Here is an 18,343-nt window from a genome sequence, read left to right as displayed (position 1 = left end):
ATGAAATATTTCTTTACGACTCGTATTGGTAACACCCGTTATCAACTGTCGGACGGTTCCCTGTTGTGTAAAGACGTGCCGATTGCCCGAACAGGTACACAGCTTTATGCCGATTTTGAGCTGACTAACCTTGAGCCTGATGATGACGGCGAGATTGTGGTTGAACGTTCTCCTGAAGAAGTGTTCAGCGAGGCCACAATTGCTTCTTTCGAAGGAATGACTGTCACGATAAAACATCCCGAAGATACCGACGGCAACATTATCTTTGTTGATCCCGATAATTGGCGGGATTTGGCGCACGGGCATGTTCAGAACGTCAGGCGGGGCGAAGGGGAACAATCCGATCTGATGCTGGCTGATCTCATTGTCAAAGATACCGATGCAATAGCGGCTATTGATGCCGGTTTTGATGAAGTGTCATGTGGCTATGATGCGGAATACCGGCAGACAGCAGCAGGCAAAGCCGAGCAATATCAAATTACAGGTAATCATGTGGCGCTGGTTCAAGATGCCCGCGCCGGTCCACGTTGTTCAATTGGAGATAGTATGTCTACAAATATACAGAAATGGTATCAGCGCCTGAAACGGGCGCATAAAACCAAAGATTCTGCGGCGATGGAAGAGGCGCTAAACAGTGCGCCTGAGTCTGTCACCGGCGATGAAGGGACGGGGGAAATACCCAAAGCGATTAACATCAATATCAGTCCGCAACAGCCACTGCCTCAAAAAGACCCGGAAATGCCAACAGGGGATGAAGATGTTCCGGCATGGGCACAGGCAATTTTGTCCCGACTGGATGCGCTGGAAGGTAAAACGGGCGATAACAATACTGACCCTGAGAAAAAGGAACCAACCGGGGACGATGACGAAAAAGAAGAGAAGGAAGAGAACATTACGGGCGATTCGGCTTATAAAGCTGAACTGATTGTACCAGGTGTGGATTTGTCGAAACCGTCTAAACTGACTGCCTTTAAACGTCGGGTACTGGTAAGTGCAGATCAGGCGATGGTACGGACTATTGTCGGTGATGCGGAAATTAAAAAGCTGCCCAAACATATCGTTGATATGGCCTTTAATGCCGTCGCTGAACTGGCAAAAACACGCAATACCAAAGCGACGGGCGATTCATCCCATAAGAAATCTTCGGGCAATACCATTGCCGACCTGAACAAAGCCAACGCCGAATTCTGGGCAAACAGGAGTAAATAACACTATGACAGCATATTTAAAGCGGATGCCGATGGGCATTGCCGGGGCTATCTCACGTCTACAGGATATGACCGTTGAACCGGTGCTACTGAAAGCAACGGATTTGTTTCCGGCTTATGGTCTGGTAGGAAAGTACGACGGTGATTACTTCGTCCCACTGAGTGCAGGCGATACGGCTGACAACATTCAGGGTATTTATGTGCGTCCCTATCCGACTACCAGTATGCCGGACAGGGCACATATTATTGGCACTGATAATAATCTGACCGGGGATAACCTGAAGCGCGGATACATGACCGTGAAACTCGACGGCGATGCGTCCAGCATCAGAAAAGGCCAGGCAATTTATGTGCGCGTGGGTAAACCGACGGAAACCAGTCCGTTAGGTAGCTTCCTGAATACGGCGATAGACGGTGAAACAGTCTTACTGCCGAATGCGCAGTTTACCGGTGCGGGTGACGCTCAGGGTAATGTTGAAATTTCTTACAAGATTTAAGGGGACTTATGCTTACATTTGACCAACGCACCATCGATGACAGTGGTGTGTTTCTAAAGGGCGAGCTGGAACGCATGGACCAGACTATCAACCTGCCCTTAGTACAATACACCTACAGCCGCGATATCCAGATGCGGGAAGACGTGACCATTGCCGATGAAATGGCAACATGGACAAACACGCAGTTTGCGGCCGCGGGTTCAGTCAATCCGAATGGCAAGAACTGGGTCAGCGGCAATGCTACCGCGCTGGCAGGTATCAGTGTCAACATCGAGCGTGACGGGCATCCATTGACGTTATGGGGAATGGAGCTGGGCTGGACCATCATTGAACTGAATGCGGCACGGGAAGTTGGTCGTCCTATCGATTCCCAGAAGCATGATGGCATGATCTTAAAATGGAACATGGACGCAGATGAACAGGTGTATGTCGGTGATGACAGTCTGAATTTGCAAGGACTGTTTAACCAGAAAAGCGTGAAACCCAGCAATGCCCGTAAACCGTGGGCACAATCGACACCGGATGAAATCCGCGAAAGCATCAACCAGTTGCTGAGTGAAGCGTGGGCCAAATCTGCCTATACGATGGTGCCGACCGATCTGTTGATTGCCCCTGAACAGTATGCGCTGCTCTCTTCCATTATTGTTTCTACCGCAGGTAACCAGTCTTTGCTGACTTACTTGCAAACGAACACCATTGCTTACCATCAGAACGGTACGCCGCTGAATATCCGTGCGGTGAAATGGGCGAAAGGCGCGGGGACAGCAGGCAAAGATCGGGCAATGGCCTACACCAACGATAAGAAGTTTATCCGCTTCCCGATGGTGCCGTTGCAGAGTATCCCGATTCAGTACCGTGGCTTGTACCAGATGGTGACCTATTACGGCAAACTGGGTGCGGTTGAACTGGTTTACCGTGAAACCGTGAACTATATGGATGGTATTTAATGTTGAAAATCAAGGTACATACACCCTTTCATTTCACCCCTGTCACGGGTGAAGTTCAGGACTTTGACGCGGGGGTTCATCATGTCAGTGAAGATGTGGCCAAACATTGGTTTGTACAGGCACATGCTGAAATCGTGGGGGCGGCAGAAGAGAGTATCCCGGCGGACTATGATGCTGAGATCACCGAACTTCGCGCAGCGATAGAAGAGCGTGACCGCCAGATTGCTGAACTGAAACAGCAGCTCGAAGAGCGCGATACCCACATCGGCGAGTTACTGATACAGGGTAATCCTAAACCGGAGGAGCCGCCGGCTAGCGGAGGTAAAAATGGGGGCAACAAGAAATAAGCACCTGCCCACTGTAGAACAATTCCGCGCCGACTTCCCTCAGTTCTCTGATACCGACAAATTCCCTGATGCCCAAATCCGTTTCCGGTTAAATCTGGCGGATAAGCAGTTGGATGAACACCGACTGGGGGAGATGTTCGGTTATCTGGTCGAACTGATGGTGGCCCATTATATGGCGCTCTGGTCGGCAGACAGTCGATCAGCGGCAAGAGGTGGTGCGGGCGGGGCCAACAGCGGCGTGTTGTCGTCCAAATCAGTAGACAAGGTGAGCGCCAGTTATGATACCGGCGCAGTCCTTAATCCGAACGCCGGATTCTGGAACAACACCCGTTACGGCGCTGAATTCTATGATCTGTTGCTGACGTTTGGTGCGGGAGGTATTCAGCTATGAAAAGCGGACTGACTATCAAAGTGGATAAGGCCAATGCCATTCTGAAGGCCCTGAAAACCATCGGCAACCGGGATGTATTAGTCGGTGTTCCTGCGGAAAACAGCCCGCGTGAGGATGTACCGTTCGGTAATGCCGGGATTGGCTATATCAACGAATTCGGCTCACCGGCTCAGAACATTCCGCCCCGTCCTCATCTTCGCCCCGGTATTCGTTCGGTGGAAGACAAAACCACAGAGCAACTGAAAATCGCGGCAGAAGCGGTGCTGGAGGGGAAGCAGGACAAGGCAGAAAAGGCGTTGAGCAAAGCAGGACAGATTGCTGTTCAGGGGGTTCAACGCTACATGACCACTAATGACTTTGAGCCATTGGCAGACTCGACGGTTTATGCTCGCGCCTATCGGAAAGAAGGGCCACGTAAAGGTGCAAAAGCTGAGCTGGAAAACAGACGAGCAGGAGGCACACCGAATAACGCGAATGCCCGACCGCTGATTGATACCGGTGATTATCGTCGTTCAATCACTTATGTGGTGAGAGATAAGGGGGACTAATGGACTTATTGGATGTGACTGACATTCTGTATGACCCTGATTTTTGTGATACCTCACTGACTGTAAAACGCCGGGTTGTGCGGGTCGATGATGATGGTTTTCCTACCACGGTTGACACTATCACACCTTTTTCTGGTGTGGTAACGGTTGACCGCGCTGTTGAAGCTCAGCTTCGTATGTCCGGGCAGACGGTGACGGGTACGATTCTGGTCATTACGACTGAGCGTCTGATAGCCGGTGAAACCGGTCGGGCGGGGGATATTGTGACCTATCAGAACCGTGAGTATCTGGTGAAATCCGTCGATCCTTACACCGCTTACGGCGCGGGTTTTGTCCAGGCACATTGTGAACTGCTTCCCTTTGACGGGGGCACGTCATGAACACCTCAGAACAGGCGGGCTGGTTAACACCGGATAATGAACCTGCCTATGATGAGGAGTTAGAGCGGTTACTCAGCCAATGGTTGCGGGCGGTATCCGGATTGCCGAATGGGATGGTACGACCACGTTGGACACCTGCCCCAGCGGCACAACCGTCTGCCGACAACAACTGGTGTGGCTTCGGTATTGTTGAACTGCCCGTCGATGATAACCCGGCCTTTACCAACCAGACGCAGGAACACGGTGAACTCTGGCGGCATGAAGAGTTTGAATGCTCAGCCTCGTTCTACGGCCCTCGCAGTCAGTGGTATATCACCCGTTTTCGCGATGGGATCAGTCTCAGCCAGAACAACGCTGAGCTGAATAAGTTAGGTCTGTCAGTTGTGAAACACAGCGGTATTACCGCTTTTCCTGAACATATCAATAACCAGTGGGTACGCCGCTATGACATAACGGTCATATTGCGGCGCAAGGTTGTGCGTCGATACGGCACCAAAGCCATCAGGGACGCACCTGTACAATTCTTTGGAGATTAACCCTTATGCAGGGCTTACCTATTAGCAGCATTGTTAATGTCAAAATTAACATGGCGCCCCGTGCCGCATCGAGTCGGAATTTCGGCTCCTTGCTGATTGTCGGGGGAAGTGACGTGATCAACACACACGAACGGCTGCGTTATTACACCGACATTGAAGGCGTGGGCGCAGACTTTGGCATGGATACCCCGGAGTATCAGGCCGCTGCGCTGTACTATTCACAGTCACCCCAGCCAATTGATTTGTATATCGGACGCTGGGCAAAAACACAGGTTTATGCGGCTTTACGGGGCGCTGTCCTCAGCCGGGCAGAACAGGCCATGAGTCGCTTTACAGTCATTACCGATGGCGCTTTTAAACTGCCTATTGACGGTAAAGACACCCTCATCACCGGTATCGACTTCAGTAAAGAAACCAACCTTAATGGTGTGGCGGAACGGGTTGCTGAGAAGCTGAAAAATGCCTCAGTCCGCTGGGACAGTATTTCTTCCCGCTTTACGGTCTCGTTGCAAACTTCCGGCAAGCTGGGGTATGTCACTCGTTCAGATAGTGGCTCTTATATCGGCGATATCCTGAAACTGGATGCAGACTCTGGCGCAACAGCCATTGACCCGACTGAACCGGAAACTATCGCCGAAGCGGTCAAAGCGTTGGGCGAAGTCTCAGGGGCATGGTACGGGCTGGTGATTGCCGATAATACCCTGTCTGACCGTGATGTTACGAGTGTAGGGCGTTACATTGAATCCGCCTCAGTATCCCGCATTTACGGGCATACCGTCACTAAAACCGATGTCTTAGACCCAGATGTGGTGACCGATATCGGCTCACAACTGAAAGGCGCATTCTTAAGCCGCACACTGTGGCAATACTCCTCACAGCCGTATGCTATTGCTTCGCTGTTTGGTCGTATGTTTACGGTCAATTTTCAGGGCAATCGAACCACTATCACCCTGAAATTCAAACAAGAGCCTGCTGTCAGTGCGGAGTTACTCACGGCTACTCAGGCTAATGCCCTGAAAGCCAAAAACGGTAACGTCTTTGTCCACTACAACAATGACACCGCGATTGTGCAGGAAGGTGTGATGGCAAATGGTACGTTCATTGACGAGCGCCACGGGCTGGACTGGTTACAAAACTATGTTCAGACCAATCTGTATAACCTGCTGTACACCAGTACGACCAAAATTCCTCAGACTGATGAAGGCGTAACCCAACTGTTGGCGAATGTCGAACAGTCACTGGCTCAGGGCGTGACCAATGGTCTGATTGCACCGGGTATCTGGGGTGGTGACTCATTCGGTGCACTGAATCGCGGCGAGATGCTGACCAAAGGCTATTACACCTACGCACAGCCGATTGTGGAGCAGGTACAGGCCGAACGCGAGAAACGTAAAGCACCGGTCATTCAGTGTGCAATTAAGCTGGCGGGTGCGGTGCACTTTGCTGATGTCATTATTAACGTAAACAGGTAATAACATGGCGAATACTTATTCATTTATCGACGTGTCCGCCACGATAACCGGTGTCGGCGGTTCGGTCGATTTGGGTAATGGTGCTGCCACCTCCGAAGAGGGGATCGTGGTAGCAATGCTGGAATCCAAAAGCACCATGACCACGGGCGCAGACGGCGAAGTGATGCACTCTTTACACGCAGGCAAGGCAGGCACGGTGACTGTCACGTTACTGAAAACCTCACCGGCTAACGCCAAACTGATGATGATGTATAACGCTCAGCAGTTCTCGTCAGCCACATGGGGCAATAATCTCATACTTATTCGTAACAAAGTCTCTGGCGATACCATCGCAGCGCGTTCGGTGGCGTTCCAGAAAATACCGGACATCTCTAACGCTAAAGTCGGTAATACCAATAGCTGGGTATTTGACTGCGGCAAAATCGACACCATTCTTGGCACATTTTAACGGGGAATAACCATGGAATTTGAAATCAGCGGTAAGAAATACCGGGCGGGCAAACTGAATGCGTTTCAGCAACAGGATTTGGCAGTAGCCCTCATTCCGGTTGTACCGGCCTTAAAAAGCGTCTGGGAAAACCTGAAGCCGAGCAGCGTCGGTGAAGATGGTAAGCCGGTCTTTGCGATGGAGGATATGACAAACCTGATCATCCCCTTAGCCGAGGCGATACGTTCACTAGGGAAAGAGTCCCGTTATGACATTAACGATATCTGTTTGTCAGTGGTCAGCCGGGAGAACAGCGGCGTCTGGTCAGAAGTCTATGCCAGCGGACAACTGATGTTTGATGATATCAACGGGCTGGATTTACTGAAAATCGTCGGTCAGGTGATTAAGGATGCACTGGGTAATTTTTTTCCCGCACTGCCAGAGAACGACGAGTCATCCCCGGACAACCCAGTCTAGACCTAGAAACCTTACCGAATGGGCGTTCTTACCTGATGCGCCTGATTACTCACGGCATGTGTACCTTCCAGTCATTAAAGAACGGCGATATCGATCTGGCCGATGTCGCCCTGATGAATGACGCACTCGATGTAGACGCCGAAAACGAGGCCCTGATAGCACGGTGGAGAGATGAGCAACACTAACGCAGATGTGATTAAAGAGTTTTTAGTCTCACTGGGCTTCAAAGTAGATAAAGCCAATGAGAAAAAATTCAGTTCGGTGATCGCCGGTGTGACCGCTAACGTTTTAAAATTCGGCGCAGTGGTGGAAGGTGCAGCGGCCTCAGTGGTGGGCTTTACGGCTGTCGTCGCTACCAATCTGGACAAACTTTACTGGCAGGCGCAGCGCACAGGCGGTTCAGCCGAACAGATTAAAGCCTTTGGGTATGCTGTCACTCAGGCAGGCGGTACGGTCGAGGGGCTGAACTCGTCTCTTGAGAATGTTGCCCGGTTCCTGCGTAACAATCCGGGTGGCGAAGGCTTCCTGCGTAATATGGGTATTCAGACCCGTAATACCAACGGACAGCTCAGGGATACCGCTTCTTTAGTCGCGCTGGTGGGTGAGCGTTTGTCAGGGATGCCAAACTATCGGGCCAATCAGTACGCAAATATGCTCGGTATTGACGAGAATACCATGCTTGCCATGCGTCGTGGCATGGGGGGTTATGCCGCTGACTACCGTCAAATCATGCGCACGATGGGCTATAACCCTACTTCCGCTGCGAAACACGCCAACGCCTTTATGACTGAGTTTTACAAGCTGAAAACGGTCATTGGTACAGGTAAGGATAAAACCGGCGGGGAACTGTCGAGAGTCTTAACACCCAGCATAGAAAAGCTCACCAAACTCATACTGGATAAGTGGCCTACCATCGAAAAAGTCATTATGTCCGTAACGAAGGCTATCCTCACAATGTCCGAAGTGCTGGGGCAAATGGTCTATCGCGGTGCGCAAGGTATACAGGATATTATCAGTTGGTGGCAAAGATTAGACGAAGGCAGTAAAGACCTGATTAAAGTCTTCGGCGCAATTGCTGTTGCTTGGTGGGCGCTCAATTCGAAGTTTTTATTCTCACCCATTGGCGCGCTGACTGTCTTACTTGCTGCCTTGTTTCTGCTTTATGACGACTATCAGACTTGGAAAGAAAAAGGCGATAGTGAATTTGATTGGGGTAAGTGGGAAGGTGCACTTAAGAAAATTAAAGCAGAAGTTACTCAACTAACGAAGGAATTCAAAGCGTTAGGTGAAGAAATCCTAAAATTATTGGGCATTAACCCCAAAGAGTGGTCATTAAAGTTTGAGTTCGAAAGCCTGTTGAAGAGTCTAGGTGGATTAAGTGAAATGCTCTCGCACTTGGTGGCTGCGTTAAATCACCTTAACAACGGTGATTTTACTTTAGCCTGGGAGGCGCTCAAGCTGGCGTGGAATGGTAGCGAGCAAAATAAACAGGAAACAAACACGATAGGCAGTAAAGCCGGAGAGCGTCATCACGATGCTGTCAAAGAGTGGTACTTTGAATTAAATAATAAACTGAATGAGTATTTACCTGAATGGCTCGGTGGCGCCCCTTCCAAAGATGACTCAAACAAGCAAGCGAAAACATTGACGCGTGGTGAACGCAACAATAACCCGCTAAACATAAACTTTGCCAAACAAAAAAATGCGGTTCTTGAGGGTGGTAAAGGTGCCAGATTCGCTAAATTTGACACTGTGTACAATGGATTGGAGCGCACCGCTTGGCAATTGCGGCGATATTTTGATGGGTTAACAGATGGTGTTAAACGTCAGTCTGTTGAGGCAATAGTGAAGAAATGGGCACCTAAAGAAGACCGCAACGATACAGAAGGTTATATCACCCATGTTGCTAAGGCTCTAGGAGTAAATCCCTCAGATAAACTCGATCTGAAAGACCACAATGTTATGTATACGTTGATGAACGCCATGAGCCAAAGAGAGATAGGAAAGCCTCTACCTTACTCTAAGCAGTTAATCATGGCGGCAATCACTGGTGCGCCTGATCCCACTAAAGCATTAGCCAAAAATAGTGGCTTCAATTTCGACCTAAGTATGTTTGAGAACGCCATGCCTAATATCCAGAATATGCTGAGTCATAGCAGTTATACGCCAGAGTACCTGCGAGCAGCATCTTCACTGGCGCAGAATCAAACAACCATTGCACCAGTCTATAACATCAATGTAAGCGGAACATCATCCCCCCTTGAAACCGCTGCGTTAACCGGAGAAACGGTACAGCGCACAAATGCCATACTGGTACGCAACCTACAAACAAAGGTGAGCTGATGGATATTTTATCAGTGTTATTTTCTCAGGGAACGAGAAAAATCGGAATGATAGTACCCAGCGTGGTGATATCGGAAAAGCACCAAGATTCCACAGAGATTACTGAGCATCCGGTACAAAGTGGAGCGGCTATCAGTGACCATGCCTATGACAAGCCCTCTGAGGTCACGATGGAATTGGGCTTTGCTGGTGGCGGTTCATTGATTGATCTCTTTGATTTTGGTGGTGGTTCATTCGGTAAAAGTCCTAAAGCCATCTATCAAGAGTTATTAGCGTTAAAAGCCTCAAAGAAACCGTTCAATGTGACCACAGGGAAGCGCCAGTATAAGAATATGCTGATCCGAGCCATTGAGGTGACTACAGACAAAACGTCTGAAAATGTTCTGATGGTTACTTTAACCTTGCGCGAGGTGATTATCGTCGAAACTCGCGTACTTGACGGCATTGAAGTCCCCGCAGAGCGAATGAAAGACCCGCTTACTACTGGCCCTGTTGCAGATAAAGGAACTAAAACGCCAGTTGAACCTAAAAATAAAAGCGTAATAAAAATAATAAGGCGCGGCATAGAGAGGTTAACCGAATGGGCACAGTAGAAATCCCTTTGCAAGCTGAAAATCAACAGTTCGATATCCAGTTAGGCGGTATTAATTATCGGATGCGCTTACAGCACAGGGATTGTGCAGGATGGATATTAGATATTATGCACCCTAATAGTGAGCCGATTGTATCTGGATTGCCGCTAGTCTTTGGTGTGGACATTTTAGAACAGCACCGTTATTTAGGCTTTAACGGCTCTTTGGTTTTTTATTGCTATAACACCCAAAACGAGACAGATAAGGAAGAGTTAGGCAAGAACAACAGGCTATACTTTGTTATATCTTAGCAGGTAGCTAATGGAGACGAATAATGCTAAAGACAATAGCTGTTGTATTGCTGTTTATGTCAGGAGTTGCAGAGGCTTCAACTGATTCAACTGGGATCTATAGAGACAAAAATTTTAATATTCTAATGAAAGATGGTAGCTATTCTTGCAAAGTGTTTCCGTATAACAAGCGCATAAAGGATGATTTTTATTCTCAACCTTCGATAGGTGAAGGCACTATTGCTATTAAAAGTGACAAGCATAGTGATTCTAAGAGGATGTTTATTAATTTTGATAATGGAACAAAAGTAGTAACTCCTTTTTTAGTAAATCATACTAAAGGATCGACAGAAACTGTTTACACCACTATGACACGAGATGATTTATATATCCTCGGCATTACTGAGCCTATGGGAATGGTTGCTATTATCAAAAAAGACACTAAAGGTAATGAGACAAGTGTAGCAATGGCCGAATGTATCTTGCAATAATAACAGCCCCATTATGGGGCTTTTTTTAATTTGGAGAGTTCAGGCAATTTACTCTCATATTTAGTAATTATTTCATCTAAATATTTTTGGATCTCTCTTTTAGTTTCTTTATCTAATTTTGATGCAGCTAATTCAGCAGATGCCAGATCCTCTTCAGTGATTGCGCCTTCGGTTAGAGTTTCTATTTGATGTCTCCGATGTTTTCTGACCGCATCCAATAAAACTGCAACAATTTCAGCATTTACAGATCTCTTATTATATGAAGCCATGTCATGCACAGCTTCTTTAAGGTCTTGCGGTAGACGAATATTTATTTGTGGGTCACGGCTCATAATCAAAATCCAGTGAAAAATGATATTGACATGGTATACGATGGCTACTAGTATCTCAATGGTAGCCATTAATGGTATCCAATGTATACTACAGAAGGGAGTTGAAATGAATACTAACTTAAATGTGCAAAAGAAAAGCGAAGTTATGCAGTTTAGGACGACTGAGCACCTGAAAGAGCAGCTTCGTAAGTTAGCGGCTAAAGATGGTCTTTCTCAGAATGCCGTTCTGAATCAGGCTTTAGCCTGGTACGCGGAGGAAAGGAGTAGTAGGAATGAAGCAGTTGAAATCTAATAAAAGCAAAACCCCAACGGCGGCAACCATCGGGGCTTCTAGAACAACGTTAACCAATCAACAAGGAAATAACGCTATGAACATTTTAGCACCTACAACACAAGCTGTCACCATGTCAAGCCGTGATATTGCGGAGCTGACTGGTAAAAATCATGCTGATATATGCCGTGATATCCGAGCAATGTTAGCTGGGCTTCATGGGGGTAAGGGAACCGATTATATCCGTAAAGCAAATCTGCTTTACATTACAAATCAAGGTGTTGAGTGCGTTCAGTACGATAAGAATAACCCTAATGCTTGGGAATACCTACTCGACCGTCGCCATACTGAAATTCTGGTTACCGGCTATGATGTTGTTCGCCGTGCCGCAGTCATTGATCGCTTAATTATATTAGAGCAAGAGCGCCGCAACACGCCTTCAAGATTACCGAACGTAAAAGAGCTTGCGCTAATGGTCATTCAGGCGGAAGAAGATAAAGAACGTTTACTACTGGAAAATAAAGGTCTTGAAGATCAGGTCGCCGAAATGACACCGGATGTTAAAGCCTTTGAGCGCATAGCGAAATCTAACGGCAGTATGTGTATTACTGACGCAGCTAAACATCTTCAAATTAAACCAAAAGCGCTTTTTGACAAGCTGCACTCAATGAAGTGGATCTACCGCAGAACAGGTAATAAGAACTGGCTTGGTTATCAGGACAAATTACAGCAGGGCGTTCTTGAGCACAAAGTAAGGTCATTCACCGACAGCGAAGGTGAAGAACAAACCCGTGAGCAGGTGCTGGTAACGGCGAAAGGGATTGCGAAATTAGCTAAGATATTAGAGGTAGAGGAAGTTGCTTGATAACGCATCTTTGTAACAGAATTAACTAATTTAACAAGGGTAATTGGTATTAACAATAAGTTTCAGGCCATTACGCGAGTATAAATAGTTTAATATTCGAGGCGGTTCGCACTTTAAACTGAACTGACTTTACAAAAGGTTACAATAACGTAATAAATAGTGCTGTTCCAAAAAAGGCGAAGCCCCCCAGCTAGTTGCAATAGTCTGGAGGGCTTCTATTAAGCAGTCCATAACCTACCCATAGGAATACAGACAATGACAATTATAACAGTTAATGAAACTGGTAATACAACAAATACTAAATTCTATGAAGATCCTCAAGCTATCGTTACCGGCGAAGCGCTGCCTGAAGGTAAGGTTTTAGTCGATGCCGAGGCTTACTGGCGGTTGCGTAAAGATTTGCTGGCTACTCAGAAGATTGTGGAAGAGTTACTGAACCGGATGCGCTTTATTCACGACGGGGAAAGCATTGCAACGTTCGATCACCCAATACATGAAGTGCTGTCTCGTTAAGGGGCTTTATTTGGTGATTATATAACCAGTCAGTGTTAAAATTACAATCAATAATAAGGAGGGAATATGTCTACTGGTAGCTTAAGTAAAACAGAGCTTGAAGCCCTCCTGAGGGCGAATAAAGCTGAGGTTGATGTTGTTGCCGCCACTATGAAGCAAGATATGGCTGAGTGGAGAGCACAACAGACCATGCAGTTTTCCAATATTACTACTTCACTCGCTAAGGTTGATGGGAAGCTAGACGCGGTAGAAGGTAAAATTGATGGTTTGAAAACGAGTATTGCCACAACGCAATGGTCAACGGCAATAGGACTAACTTTGGTCACAGTGATTATGTCGGTGGTTATGCTGGCTTCCAGTTGGATAATGTCAGGTAAAGGTGCTTCGTCACCTCCACAACCGGTAGTAATCCATAGTCAACAGGCAGAACCTGTGAAAAAACAACCCTAAGTTATTGATAATTTCGGAATCCACCAATGGTGGAAGCCGGATAACTAACCCGCTCATAAAGCGGGTTTTTCTTTTATACGGAGTCACTATGTCAAAACAATGGCTTCGCGAATGCAAGCTGATTGTGGCGGATGAGAACGGCGACGGACTTGACCTCTCTGAGCTGAAAATTAAGTTCAATATTACCCGTCCCTCTTTTGCTTACCCTGCCACGGGCATTTTCAAAATTTATAACCTGAACGACGAGACACGGAGCAAAATCCGCAAGCATGAGTTCAAATTTATTCAGTTCTCAGCCGGATACAAAGACAATTCAGGCCAGATATTCTCCGGGGAAATCCAGTACACCTACACCGGGCGCGACAGCCCTACGGATAATTACGTGGTGATACAGGCCGGAGACGGCGACCAGGCATATAACAATGCCAAGATTAATATCACTATCGCATCCGGCTACACACAGCAGGATATCGACCGGCTACTAATGCGAAACCTTGAGCAGTACAAAATAACTTACGGTTTACGTCCTGAGCTTCAGTTAAATGTAGCCCCGCGTGGCAAGGTTCTCTTCGGTATGCAACGCGATGAAATGAACCTTTTCGCTAAACAGAATAATGCCGAATGGCGTTACGAGGACGGTCAGTGCCACATTATCCCCAGAAACGTTTATCTCACCGAGGCCGTGGTGCTGAACTATAACACCGGATTAATTGGCATGCCTGAACAGACCATAGGCGCGGGTATTAACGTAAAGTGCCTGATTAACCCGAAAATCAGACCGGGTACACTCATTCGGATAGATAATAAATCCATCAATGAAGTGGGTTTATCAACTGGCGCTATTGCCCGACGAGAAAGCTACGAGGGGTCGCTAGAAATTCCCGCAGCAACTGATGCCGATGGTGATTATATCGTGATAAACGTCAGCTACTTTGGCGATACCCGCGAGAAGGCATACTACATGGATTTGATTTGTGTCGCCAAATCTGACCAAACACTTATGACTCAGGCAGCACTAGCCACGGATACCCGATAATGATCACTAATTTTGAACGCATGAACCACCCTGAAACGCCGTTCTTGCTGATGCAGGAGTCGGTCAGCTCAGGGTTGTATGTTTCCATTCCCTGCATTGTCCAGTCATTCAATCCGGATGCCGTGACTGTGACAGCACAGCCTGCGATACGCTGGAAAATGACAGACGAAACAGGCAAGACAGAATCCGTCGCTTTACCCTTACTGGTGGACGTGCCGGTAATATTTCCTCGTGGTGGTGGAGTGACGCTGACATTTCCAATTAAGCCTGGGGATGAATGCCTGGTGGTATTCGCTGACCGCTGCATTGATTACTGGTGGCAGAACGGCGGTGTTCAGGAACCCGTAGACCCGCGCCAGCATCATCTGTCTGATGGCTTTGCGTTTGTAGGGCCACAGTCTCAGGCGCGGAAAATCAGCAATATCAGCACTCAATCTGCCCAATTGCGCACGGATGATGGCGCCGCATTTATTGAGCTGAACCCCAGTAACCATAACATCACGGTCAAAACCCCCGGCAAATTGACCGCGACTGCGAACAAAGGTACGGAGATCACTTCACCGACCATTGTGTTAAATGGCAATGTGGTTATTAACGGCAACCTGTCGCAAGGTATGGGCGCGAATGGCGGTGAAGCGACAATGAACGGGCCAGTGAAAGTGAAAAACGATGTCACCGCAGGCGGTATCAGTCTGATGACACACAAGCACAATGGCGTCAGAACCGGAGACGGTACAACAGGAGGGCCGCAATAATGCGCTACCGACGACAGGATGCTAACGGCGATTACAGTTTCGGGCAGGGGGATAATACGTTTCTGATTGATTCCCCTGAAACCGTGGCTCAGGCGGTAAAAACCCGACTCGATTTATGGCGCGGGGATTGGTTTTTGGATATGGAGGAAGGGACACTCTATCGGGAAGCGGTGCTGGAGAAGAACTACACCAGTGCGCTTGCGCTTGAGGAGCGCATTCTTGATACAGAAGGCGTAACGGGGATCTTATCGCTTGATGCTACCCGCGACCCGAACACCCGAAAAATTACCATCACAGCCACTATCAACACCCGCTACGGTCAAACGACACTCACCAGCGAACGGTAACTTATGCTTAATCTAGACACATTAGGGCTTGCGGCGAAAATTACCGCGAGCGGCATCACTGCGCCTGATTACCCAACGATATTGGCCCGGCTTACAGGGTATTTCCACCAGATTTACGGTGAGGATGCGTACCTTGACCCGGACAGCCAAGACGGGCAGATGGTGGCAATTTATGCCTTGGCTATCCATGATGCCAATAATACAGTTATTGCTGCGTATAACTCATTCAGCCCGTCAACAGCGACAGGTTCAGCCTTGTCAAACAACGTTGCCATTAACGGCATGACCCGCCACAGAACCACCAAATCCACCTGTGATGTGGAAATTATCGGGCAGGTCGGCACGGTCATCAAAAATGGCACGGTGCGTGATGTGCAGGGTTACTCTTGGCGTTTGCCGGATACGGTCACTATTGGTACACATGGCTCTGTCATCGTCACGGCAACCTGTCAGACATCAGGCGGGATCACAGCGGCTATTGGCGATATTAATGGCATTGGCACACCCACTCGCGGTTGGCAGAAAGTGACCAACCATTCTATCGCCACACCGGGTAGAGCCATTGAGACCGACGGGGAACTGCGGATACGCCAGCGTAGCTCAGTCGCTTTACCTTCTCGTACTGTATTGGATGGCATACTGGGGGCTATCAGTTTGATCCCCGGTGTTTCACGCTTACGGGGCTTTGAGAACGATACCGGGCAAACGGATGAATACGGTATTCCGGGGCACTCTATTGCAATGATTGTTGATGGTGGGGATGCCAGTACGATTGCCCGTACTATTGCGTTAAAGAAAACACCCGGTGGCGGTACGTTCGGTGACACAGTGATTAAAGTCGCTGACCGTTACCAGATCACCCATCCGATACGTTTCTCTCGTCCGGTGGATGTATCCGTATTTATTGAAATTCACCTGACGCCTTTTGATGGTTATACCACGTTAGTCGGCGACCGGATAAAAGCAGGCGTGACCGATTACATTAACTCTGTGCATATCGGGGACAGTGTGTACCTGACCAAGCTGTTTACACCTGCGAACCTGCCTGACGATGATGAGGGCAAGACCTACGATATCACGGACATCAAAATCGGGCGCACGGCGGGATCAGTGGTTATGGGCAACCTGAAAACCCAGTACAACGAGGCTGTTATCTGCCAACCCGATAACATTAAACTGGTGGTGACATGAGAGATTACTTAAAACTCATTACCCCACAGCACCGGACAGCACCAAAATTCGTTACTCACATCGACCTTATTACCCGTTCACTCTCTGACATTGCTCAACAGACCTTACAGCTCAATGATGCCTTTTCACTGGATAGGGCCGTTGGTGTGCAATTGGATGCGGTCGGCGAGTGGATAGGCTTATCACGCTATGTGAAAACGCCGATTGTAGGCGTTTATTTCTCACTGGATATGAACGGCATCGGTTTTGATCAGGGGAGCTGGAGGCGGCGATATGACAGTGACAGCGGATTTACGGAACTGGACGACGAAACTTATCGCACGTTACTGCGGGTAAAAATTGAGGCTAATCACTGGGATGGCTCCGGCGAGATGTTAGAGCGGATTTACCAGCGCATCATGCCAGACAGTAAAACCACGCTGTTTTTCGTGGATAACCAGAATATGACAATGGATGTGTTTATGACGGGCGGCGTGATACCGGAGGTGATTAAAGCGGTTATTCGACAAGGCTATCTGAACATTAAGCCGGAGGCCGTGAGAGTTAACAATTATATCAATTCAGCCGATTGTGGGCTGTTTGGTTTTGACATTCAACATGACGTGGTTGCCGGATTTGATGTCGGCGGCTGGGCAGTAAAACTGTGAGGGGATTATGGCAAAAAATGAATTTCTCCCGTTCGGGATCGCGGACGGGGCAAACGTATTAACCAACGACGAGTACGGCAAGCTGATTGCTCGGACTAATGGTTTTAGTTCCGGTGTAGCGAAGTCGCAGGAGCTAAATAAAGTCTGGCGGCAGGCATCTGTGATAGCAGCTGTGGTCGCACAGTTTATCGCGGAAACAAACAATCAGGATGTGTTGGATGATGGGGATTTAGTCGCCCTGCAAAAAGGGTTGCTGAGCGCATTAAAGGCAACAGTCAGTTCCAATGTGCCCAATGCCTCACTCACTACGGCAGGTATTACCAAACTGAGTAATGCCACAGACAGCAATGCAGAGAATGTAGCGGCAACATCTAAAGCAGTGAATCAGGTCAACGATAACGCCAATAGTCGTCTTGAGAAAGCGAAGAACGGGGCGGATATTCCCAATAAGCCTGAATTTGTTAGTAATATCGGGGCTTATCCTGTGACAGGCGGTATCGTCAATGGAAATATTGATGCTACGGGGTATTTATCCAGTACCGCCGTGTATGAAGCGGGGGGAATACGGGTTTACAGTGCGAATAATAAACCCACCCCCGATGACATAGGGGCTTACCCGAAAACGGGCGGCGTCGTCAATGGGAATGTCGATGTGACAGGGTACTTATCCAGTACTGCCGTGTATGAAGCGGGGGGAATACGGGTTTACAGCGCGAATAATAAACCCACCCCCGATGACATCGGGGCTTACCCGAAAACGGGCGGCATCGTCAACGGCAATGTGGATGCGACGGGGTATGTGGGGGGGAACGGTATTTATGAAGTGGGAGGATTTCGGGTTTACAGCCCGATTAATAAGCCGACACTGAATGACATTGTTTTCGGGGCGTTTTCAGCCCTGCCGATTGGTGTACCGGTTCCGTGGCCTTTAGCCATTCCCCCGGTTGGTTGGCTGAAATGTAACGGTTCGACTTTCTACGCAGGGCAATATCCGGAGCTGGAAAAAGTCT

At 48.3% G+C, this 18,343-nt stretch carries 27 protein-coding genes; 26 read left to right on the top strand and 1 reads right to left on the bottom strand.

Translation table 11 applies throughout. The features are described from left to right. Genes AACX68_RS08995 through AACX68_RS08925 form a run of 16 tightly spaced genes read left to right on the top strand, consistent with a single transcriptional unit; the run spans position 1 to position 10,926 of the window. On the top strand, positions 1–1,209 hold the full coding sequence (locus tag AACX68_RS08995) for a DUF2213 domain-containing protein (RefSeq protein WP_228857885.1): 1,209 nt from the start codon (positions 1–3) through the stop codon (positions 1,207–1,209). Between the two features lie 4 nt (positions 1,210–1,213). After that, positions 1,214–1,705, top strand: a complete 492-nt coding sequence (locus AACX68_RS08990) for a structural cement protein Gp24 (RefSeq protein WP_228857884.1) — start codon at positions 1,214–1,216, stop codon at positions 1,703–1,705. Positions 1,706–1,713: 8 nt separating this feature from the next. Then, positions 1,714–2,652: a DUF2184 domain-containing protein gene (locus tag AACX68_RS08985; RefSeq protein WP_228857883.1), complete on the top strand. Its 939-nt coding sequence runs from the start codon at positions 1,714–1,716 to the stop codon at positions 2,650–2,652. Beyond that, positions 2,652–2,999, top strand: coding sequence for an STY1053 family phage-associated protein (locus AACX68_RS08980; protein ID WP_228857882.1), 348 nt, complete (start codon positions 2,652–2,654; stop codon positions 2,997–2,999). Before AACX68_RS08985 ends, AACX68_RS08980 begins: the two co-directional genes overlap by 1 nt. After that, the gene (locus AACX68_RS08975) at positions 2,980–3,390 is read left to right on the top strand and encodes a DUF4054 domain-containing protein (RefSeq protein WP_228857881.1); all 411 of its coding nucleotides are present in this window, start codon (positions 2,980–2,982) and stop codon (positions 3,388–3,390) included. Before AACX68_RS08980 ends, AACX68_RS08975 begins: the two co-directional genes overlap by 20 nt. Then, the gene (locus tag AACX68_RS08970; protein ID WP_228857880.1) at positions 3,387–3,938 is read left to right on the top strand and encodes a hypothetical protein; all 552 of its coding nucleotides are present in this window, start codon (positions 3,387–3,389) and stop codon (positions 3,936–3,938) included. The genes AACX68_RS08975 and AACX68_RS08970 overlap by 4 nt, the downstream gene beginning before the upstream one ends. Continuing rightward, on the top strand, positions 3,938–4,318 hold the full coding sequence (locus tag AACX68_RS08965; RefSeq protein WP_228857879.1) for a head-tail adaptor: 381 nt from the start codon (positions 3,938–3,940) through the stop codon (positions 4,316–4,318). The genes AACX68_RS08970 and AACX68_RS08965 overlap by 1 nt, the downstream gene beginning before the upstream one ends. Further along, on the top strand, positions 4,315–4,854 hold the full coding sequence (locus AACX68_RS08960; protein ID WP_228857878.1) for a phage neck terminator protein: 540 nt from the start codon (positions 4,315–4,317) through the stop codon (positions 4,852–4,854). The genes AACX68_RS08965 and AACX68_RS08960 overlap by 4 nt, the downstream gene beginning before the upstream one ends. A 5-nt stretch (positions 4,855–4,859) precedes the next feature. Next, on the top strand, positions 4,860–6,326 hold the full coding sequence (locus tag AACX68_RS08955; RefSeq protein WP_228857877.1) for a DUF3383 domain-containing protein: 1,467 nt from the start codon (positions 4,860–4,862) through the stop codon (positions 6,324–6,326). Between the two features lie 4 nt (positions 6,327–6,330). Beyond that, positions 6,331–6,774: a phage structural protein gene (locus tag AACX68_RS08950; RefSeq protein ID WP_228857876.1), complete on the top strand. Its 444-nt coding sequence runs from the start codon at positions 6,331–6,333 to the stop codon at positions 6,772–6,774. Between the two features lie 12 nt (positions 6,775–6,786). Continuing rightward, a complete protein-coding gene (locus AACX68_RS08945) occupies positions 6,787–7,230 on the top strand; it encodes a phage tail assembly chaperone (RefSeq protein ID WP_228857875.1) in 444 nt (147 codons plus the stop codon). Between the two features lie 35 nt (positions 7,231–7,265). Next, positions 7,266–7,415 (top strand): DUF6889 family protein, encoded by a 150-nt coding sequence (locus AACX68_RS20175; RefSeq protein WP_228857874.1) that lies wholly within the window; start codon positions 7,266–7,268, stop codon positions 7,413–7,415. Next, a complete protein-coding gene (locus tag AACX68_RS08940; protein ID WP_228857873.1) occupies positions 7,402–9,573 on the top strand; it encodes a lytic transglycosylase in 2,172 nt (723 codons plus the stop codon). The genes AACX68_RS20175 and AACX68_RS08940 overlap by 14 nt, the downstream gene beginning before the upstream one ends. Beyond that, entirely contained in the window at positions 9,573–10,166 is a 594-nt protein-coding gene (locus AACX68_RS08935; protein WP_228857872.1) for a phage baseplate protein, read from the top strand. The genes AACX68_RS08940 and AACX68_RS08935 overlap by 1 nt, the downstream gene beginning before the upstream one ends. Further along, positions 10,154–10,456 (top strand): phage baseplate plug family protein, encoded by a 303-nt coding sequence (locus AACX68_RS08930; protein ID WP_228857871.1) that lies wholly within the window; start codon positions 10,154–10,156, stop codon positions 10,454–10,456. The genes AACX68_RS08935 and AACX68_RS08930 overlap by 13 nt, the downstream gene beginning before the upstream one ends. A 23-nt stretch (positions 10,457–10,479) precedes the next feature. Continuing rightward, a complete protein-coding gene (locus AACX68_RS08925) occupies positions 10,480–10,926 on the top strand; it encodes a hypothetical protein (protein ID WP_228857870.1) in 447 nt (148 codons plus the stop codon). Positions 10,927–10,937: 11 nt separating this feature from the next. Here AACX68_RS08925 and AACX68_RS08920 read toward each other — a convergent pair whose 3' ends face one another. After that, the gene (locus AACX68_RS08920) at positions 10,938–11,327 is read right to left on the bottom strand and encodes an Arc family DNA-binding protein (RefSeq protein ID WP_228857869.1); all 390 of its coding nucleotides are present in this window, start codon (positions 11,325–11,327) and stop codon (positions 10,938–10,940) included. Positions 11,328–11,364: 37 nt separating this feature from the next. On the opposite strand from AACX68_RS08920, the gene AACX68_RS08915 reads away from it, so the two are divergent. From AACX68_RS08915 to AACX68_RS08870, 10 genes are all read left to right on the top strand, one after another. Next, on the top strand, positions 11,365–11,550 hold the full coding sequence (locus AACX68_RS08915; RefSeq protein ID WP_228857868.1) for a hypothetical protein: 186 nt from the start codon (positions 11,365–11,367) through the stop codon (positions 11,548–11,550). Continuing rightward, the gene (locus tag AACX68_RS08910) at positions 11,531–12,394 is read left to right on the top strand and encodes a phage antirepressor KilAC domain-containing protein (protein WP_228857867.1); all 864 of its coding nucleotides are present in this window, start codon (positions 11,531–11,533) and stop codon (positions 12,392–12,394) included. Before AACX68_RS08915 ends, AACX68_RS08910 begins: the two co-directional genes overlap by 20 nt. A 255-nt stretch (positions 12,395–12,649) precedes the next feature. After that, positions 12,650–12,907 (top strand): hypothetical protein, encoded by a 258-nt coding sequence (locus tag AACX68_RS08905; RefSeq protein ID WP_228857866.1) that lies wholly within the window; start codon positions 12,650–12,652, stop codon positions 12,905–12,907. 66 nt (positions 12,908–12,973) lie between these two features. After that, positions 12,974–13,357 carry a hypothetical protein gene (locus AACX68_RS08900; protein ID WP_228857865.1) on the top strand — a complete coding sequence of 128 codons (384 nt, stop codon included), beginning with the start codon at positions 12,974–12,976 and terminating at the stop codon, positions 13,355–13,357. 88 nt (positions 13,358–13,445) lie between these two features. Continuing rightward, complete coding sequence (locus tag AACX68_RS08895; protein WP_228857864.1) at positions 13,446–14,393, top strand: phage protein; 948 nt, start codon at positions 13,446–13,448, stop codon at positions 14,391–14,393. After that, positions 14,393–15,148 carry a Gp138 family membrane-puncturing spike protein gene (locus AACX68_RS08890; protein WP_228857863.1) on the top strand — a complete coding sequence of 252 codons (756 nt, stop codon included), beginning with the start codon at positions 14,393–14,395 and terminating at the stop codon, positions 15,146–15,148. The genes AACX68_RS08895 and AACX68_RS08890 overlap by 1 nt, the downstream gene beginning before the upstream one ends. Further along, on the top strand, positions 15,148–15,495 hold the full coding sequence (locus tag AACX68_RS08885) for a hypothetical protein (RefSeq protein ID WP_228857862.1): 348 nt from the start codon (positions 15,148–15,150) through the stop codon (positions 15,493–15,495). The genes AACX68_RS08890 and AACX68_RS08885 overlap by 1 nt, the downstream gene beginning before the upstream one ends. Before the next feature lie 3 nt (positions 15,496–15,498). Then, positions 15,499–16,686 carry a baseplate J/gp47 family protein gene (locus AACX68_RS08880; RefSeq protein WP_228857861.1) on the top strand — a complete coding sequence of 396 codons (1,188 nt, stop codon included), beginning with the start codon at positions 15,499–15,501 and terminating at the stop codon, positions 16,684–16,686. Next, positions 16,683–17,333, top strand: coding sequence for a DUF2612 domain-containing protein (locus AACX68_RS08875; RefSeq protein ID WP_228857860.1), 651 nt, complete (start codon positions 16,683–16,685; stop codon positions 17,331–17,333). The genes AACX68_RS08880 and AACX68_RS08875 overlap by 4 nt, the downstream gene beginning before the upstream one ends. Before the next feature lie 7 nt (positions 17,334–17,340). Further along, positions 17,341–18,343, top strand: a 1,003-nt coding sequence (locus AACX68_RS08870) for a phage tail protein (RefSeq protein WP_228857859.1), incomplete at its 3' end; no start/stop codon positions are given.

It is taken from the genome of Xenorhabdus sp. PB61.4 (genome assembly GCF_963894935.1).
Lineage (GTDB): Bacteria > Pseudomonadota > Gammaproteobacteria > Enterobacterales > Enterobacteriaceae > Xenorhabdus > Xenorhabdus stockiae.
This window is presented reverse-complemented; position numbering and strand designations above follow the sequence as displayed.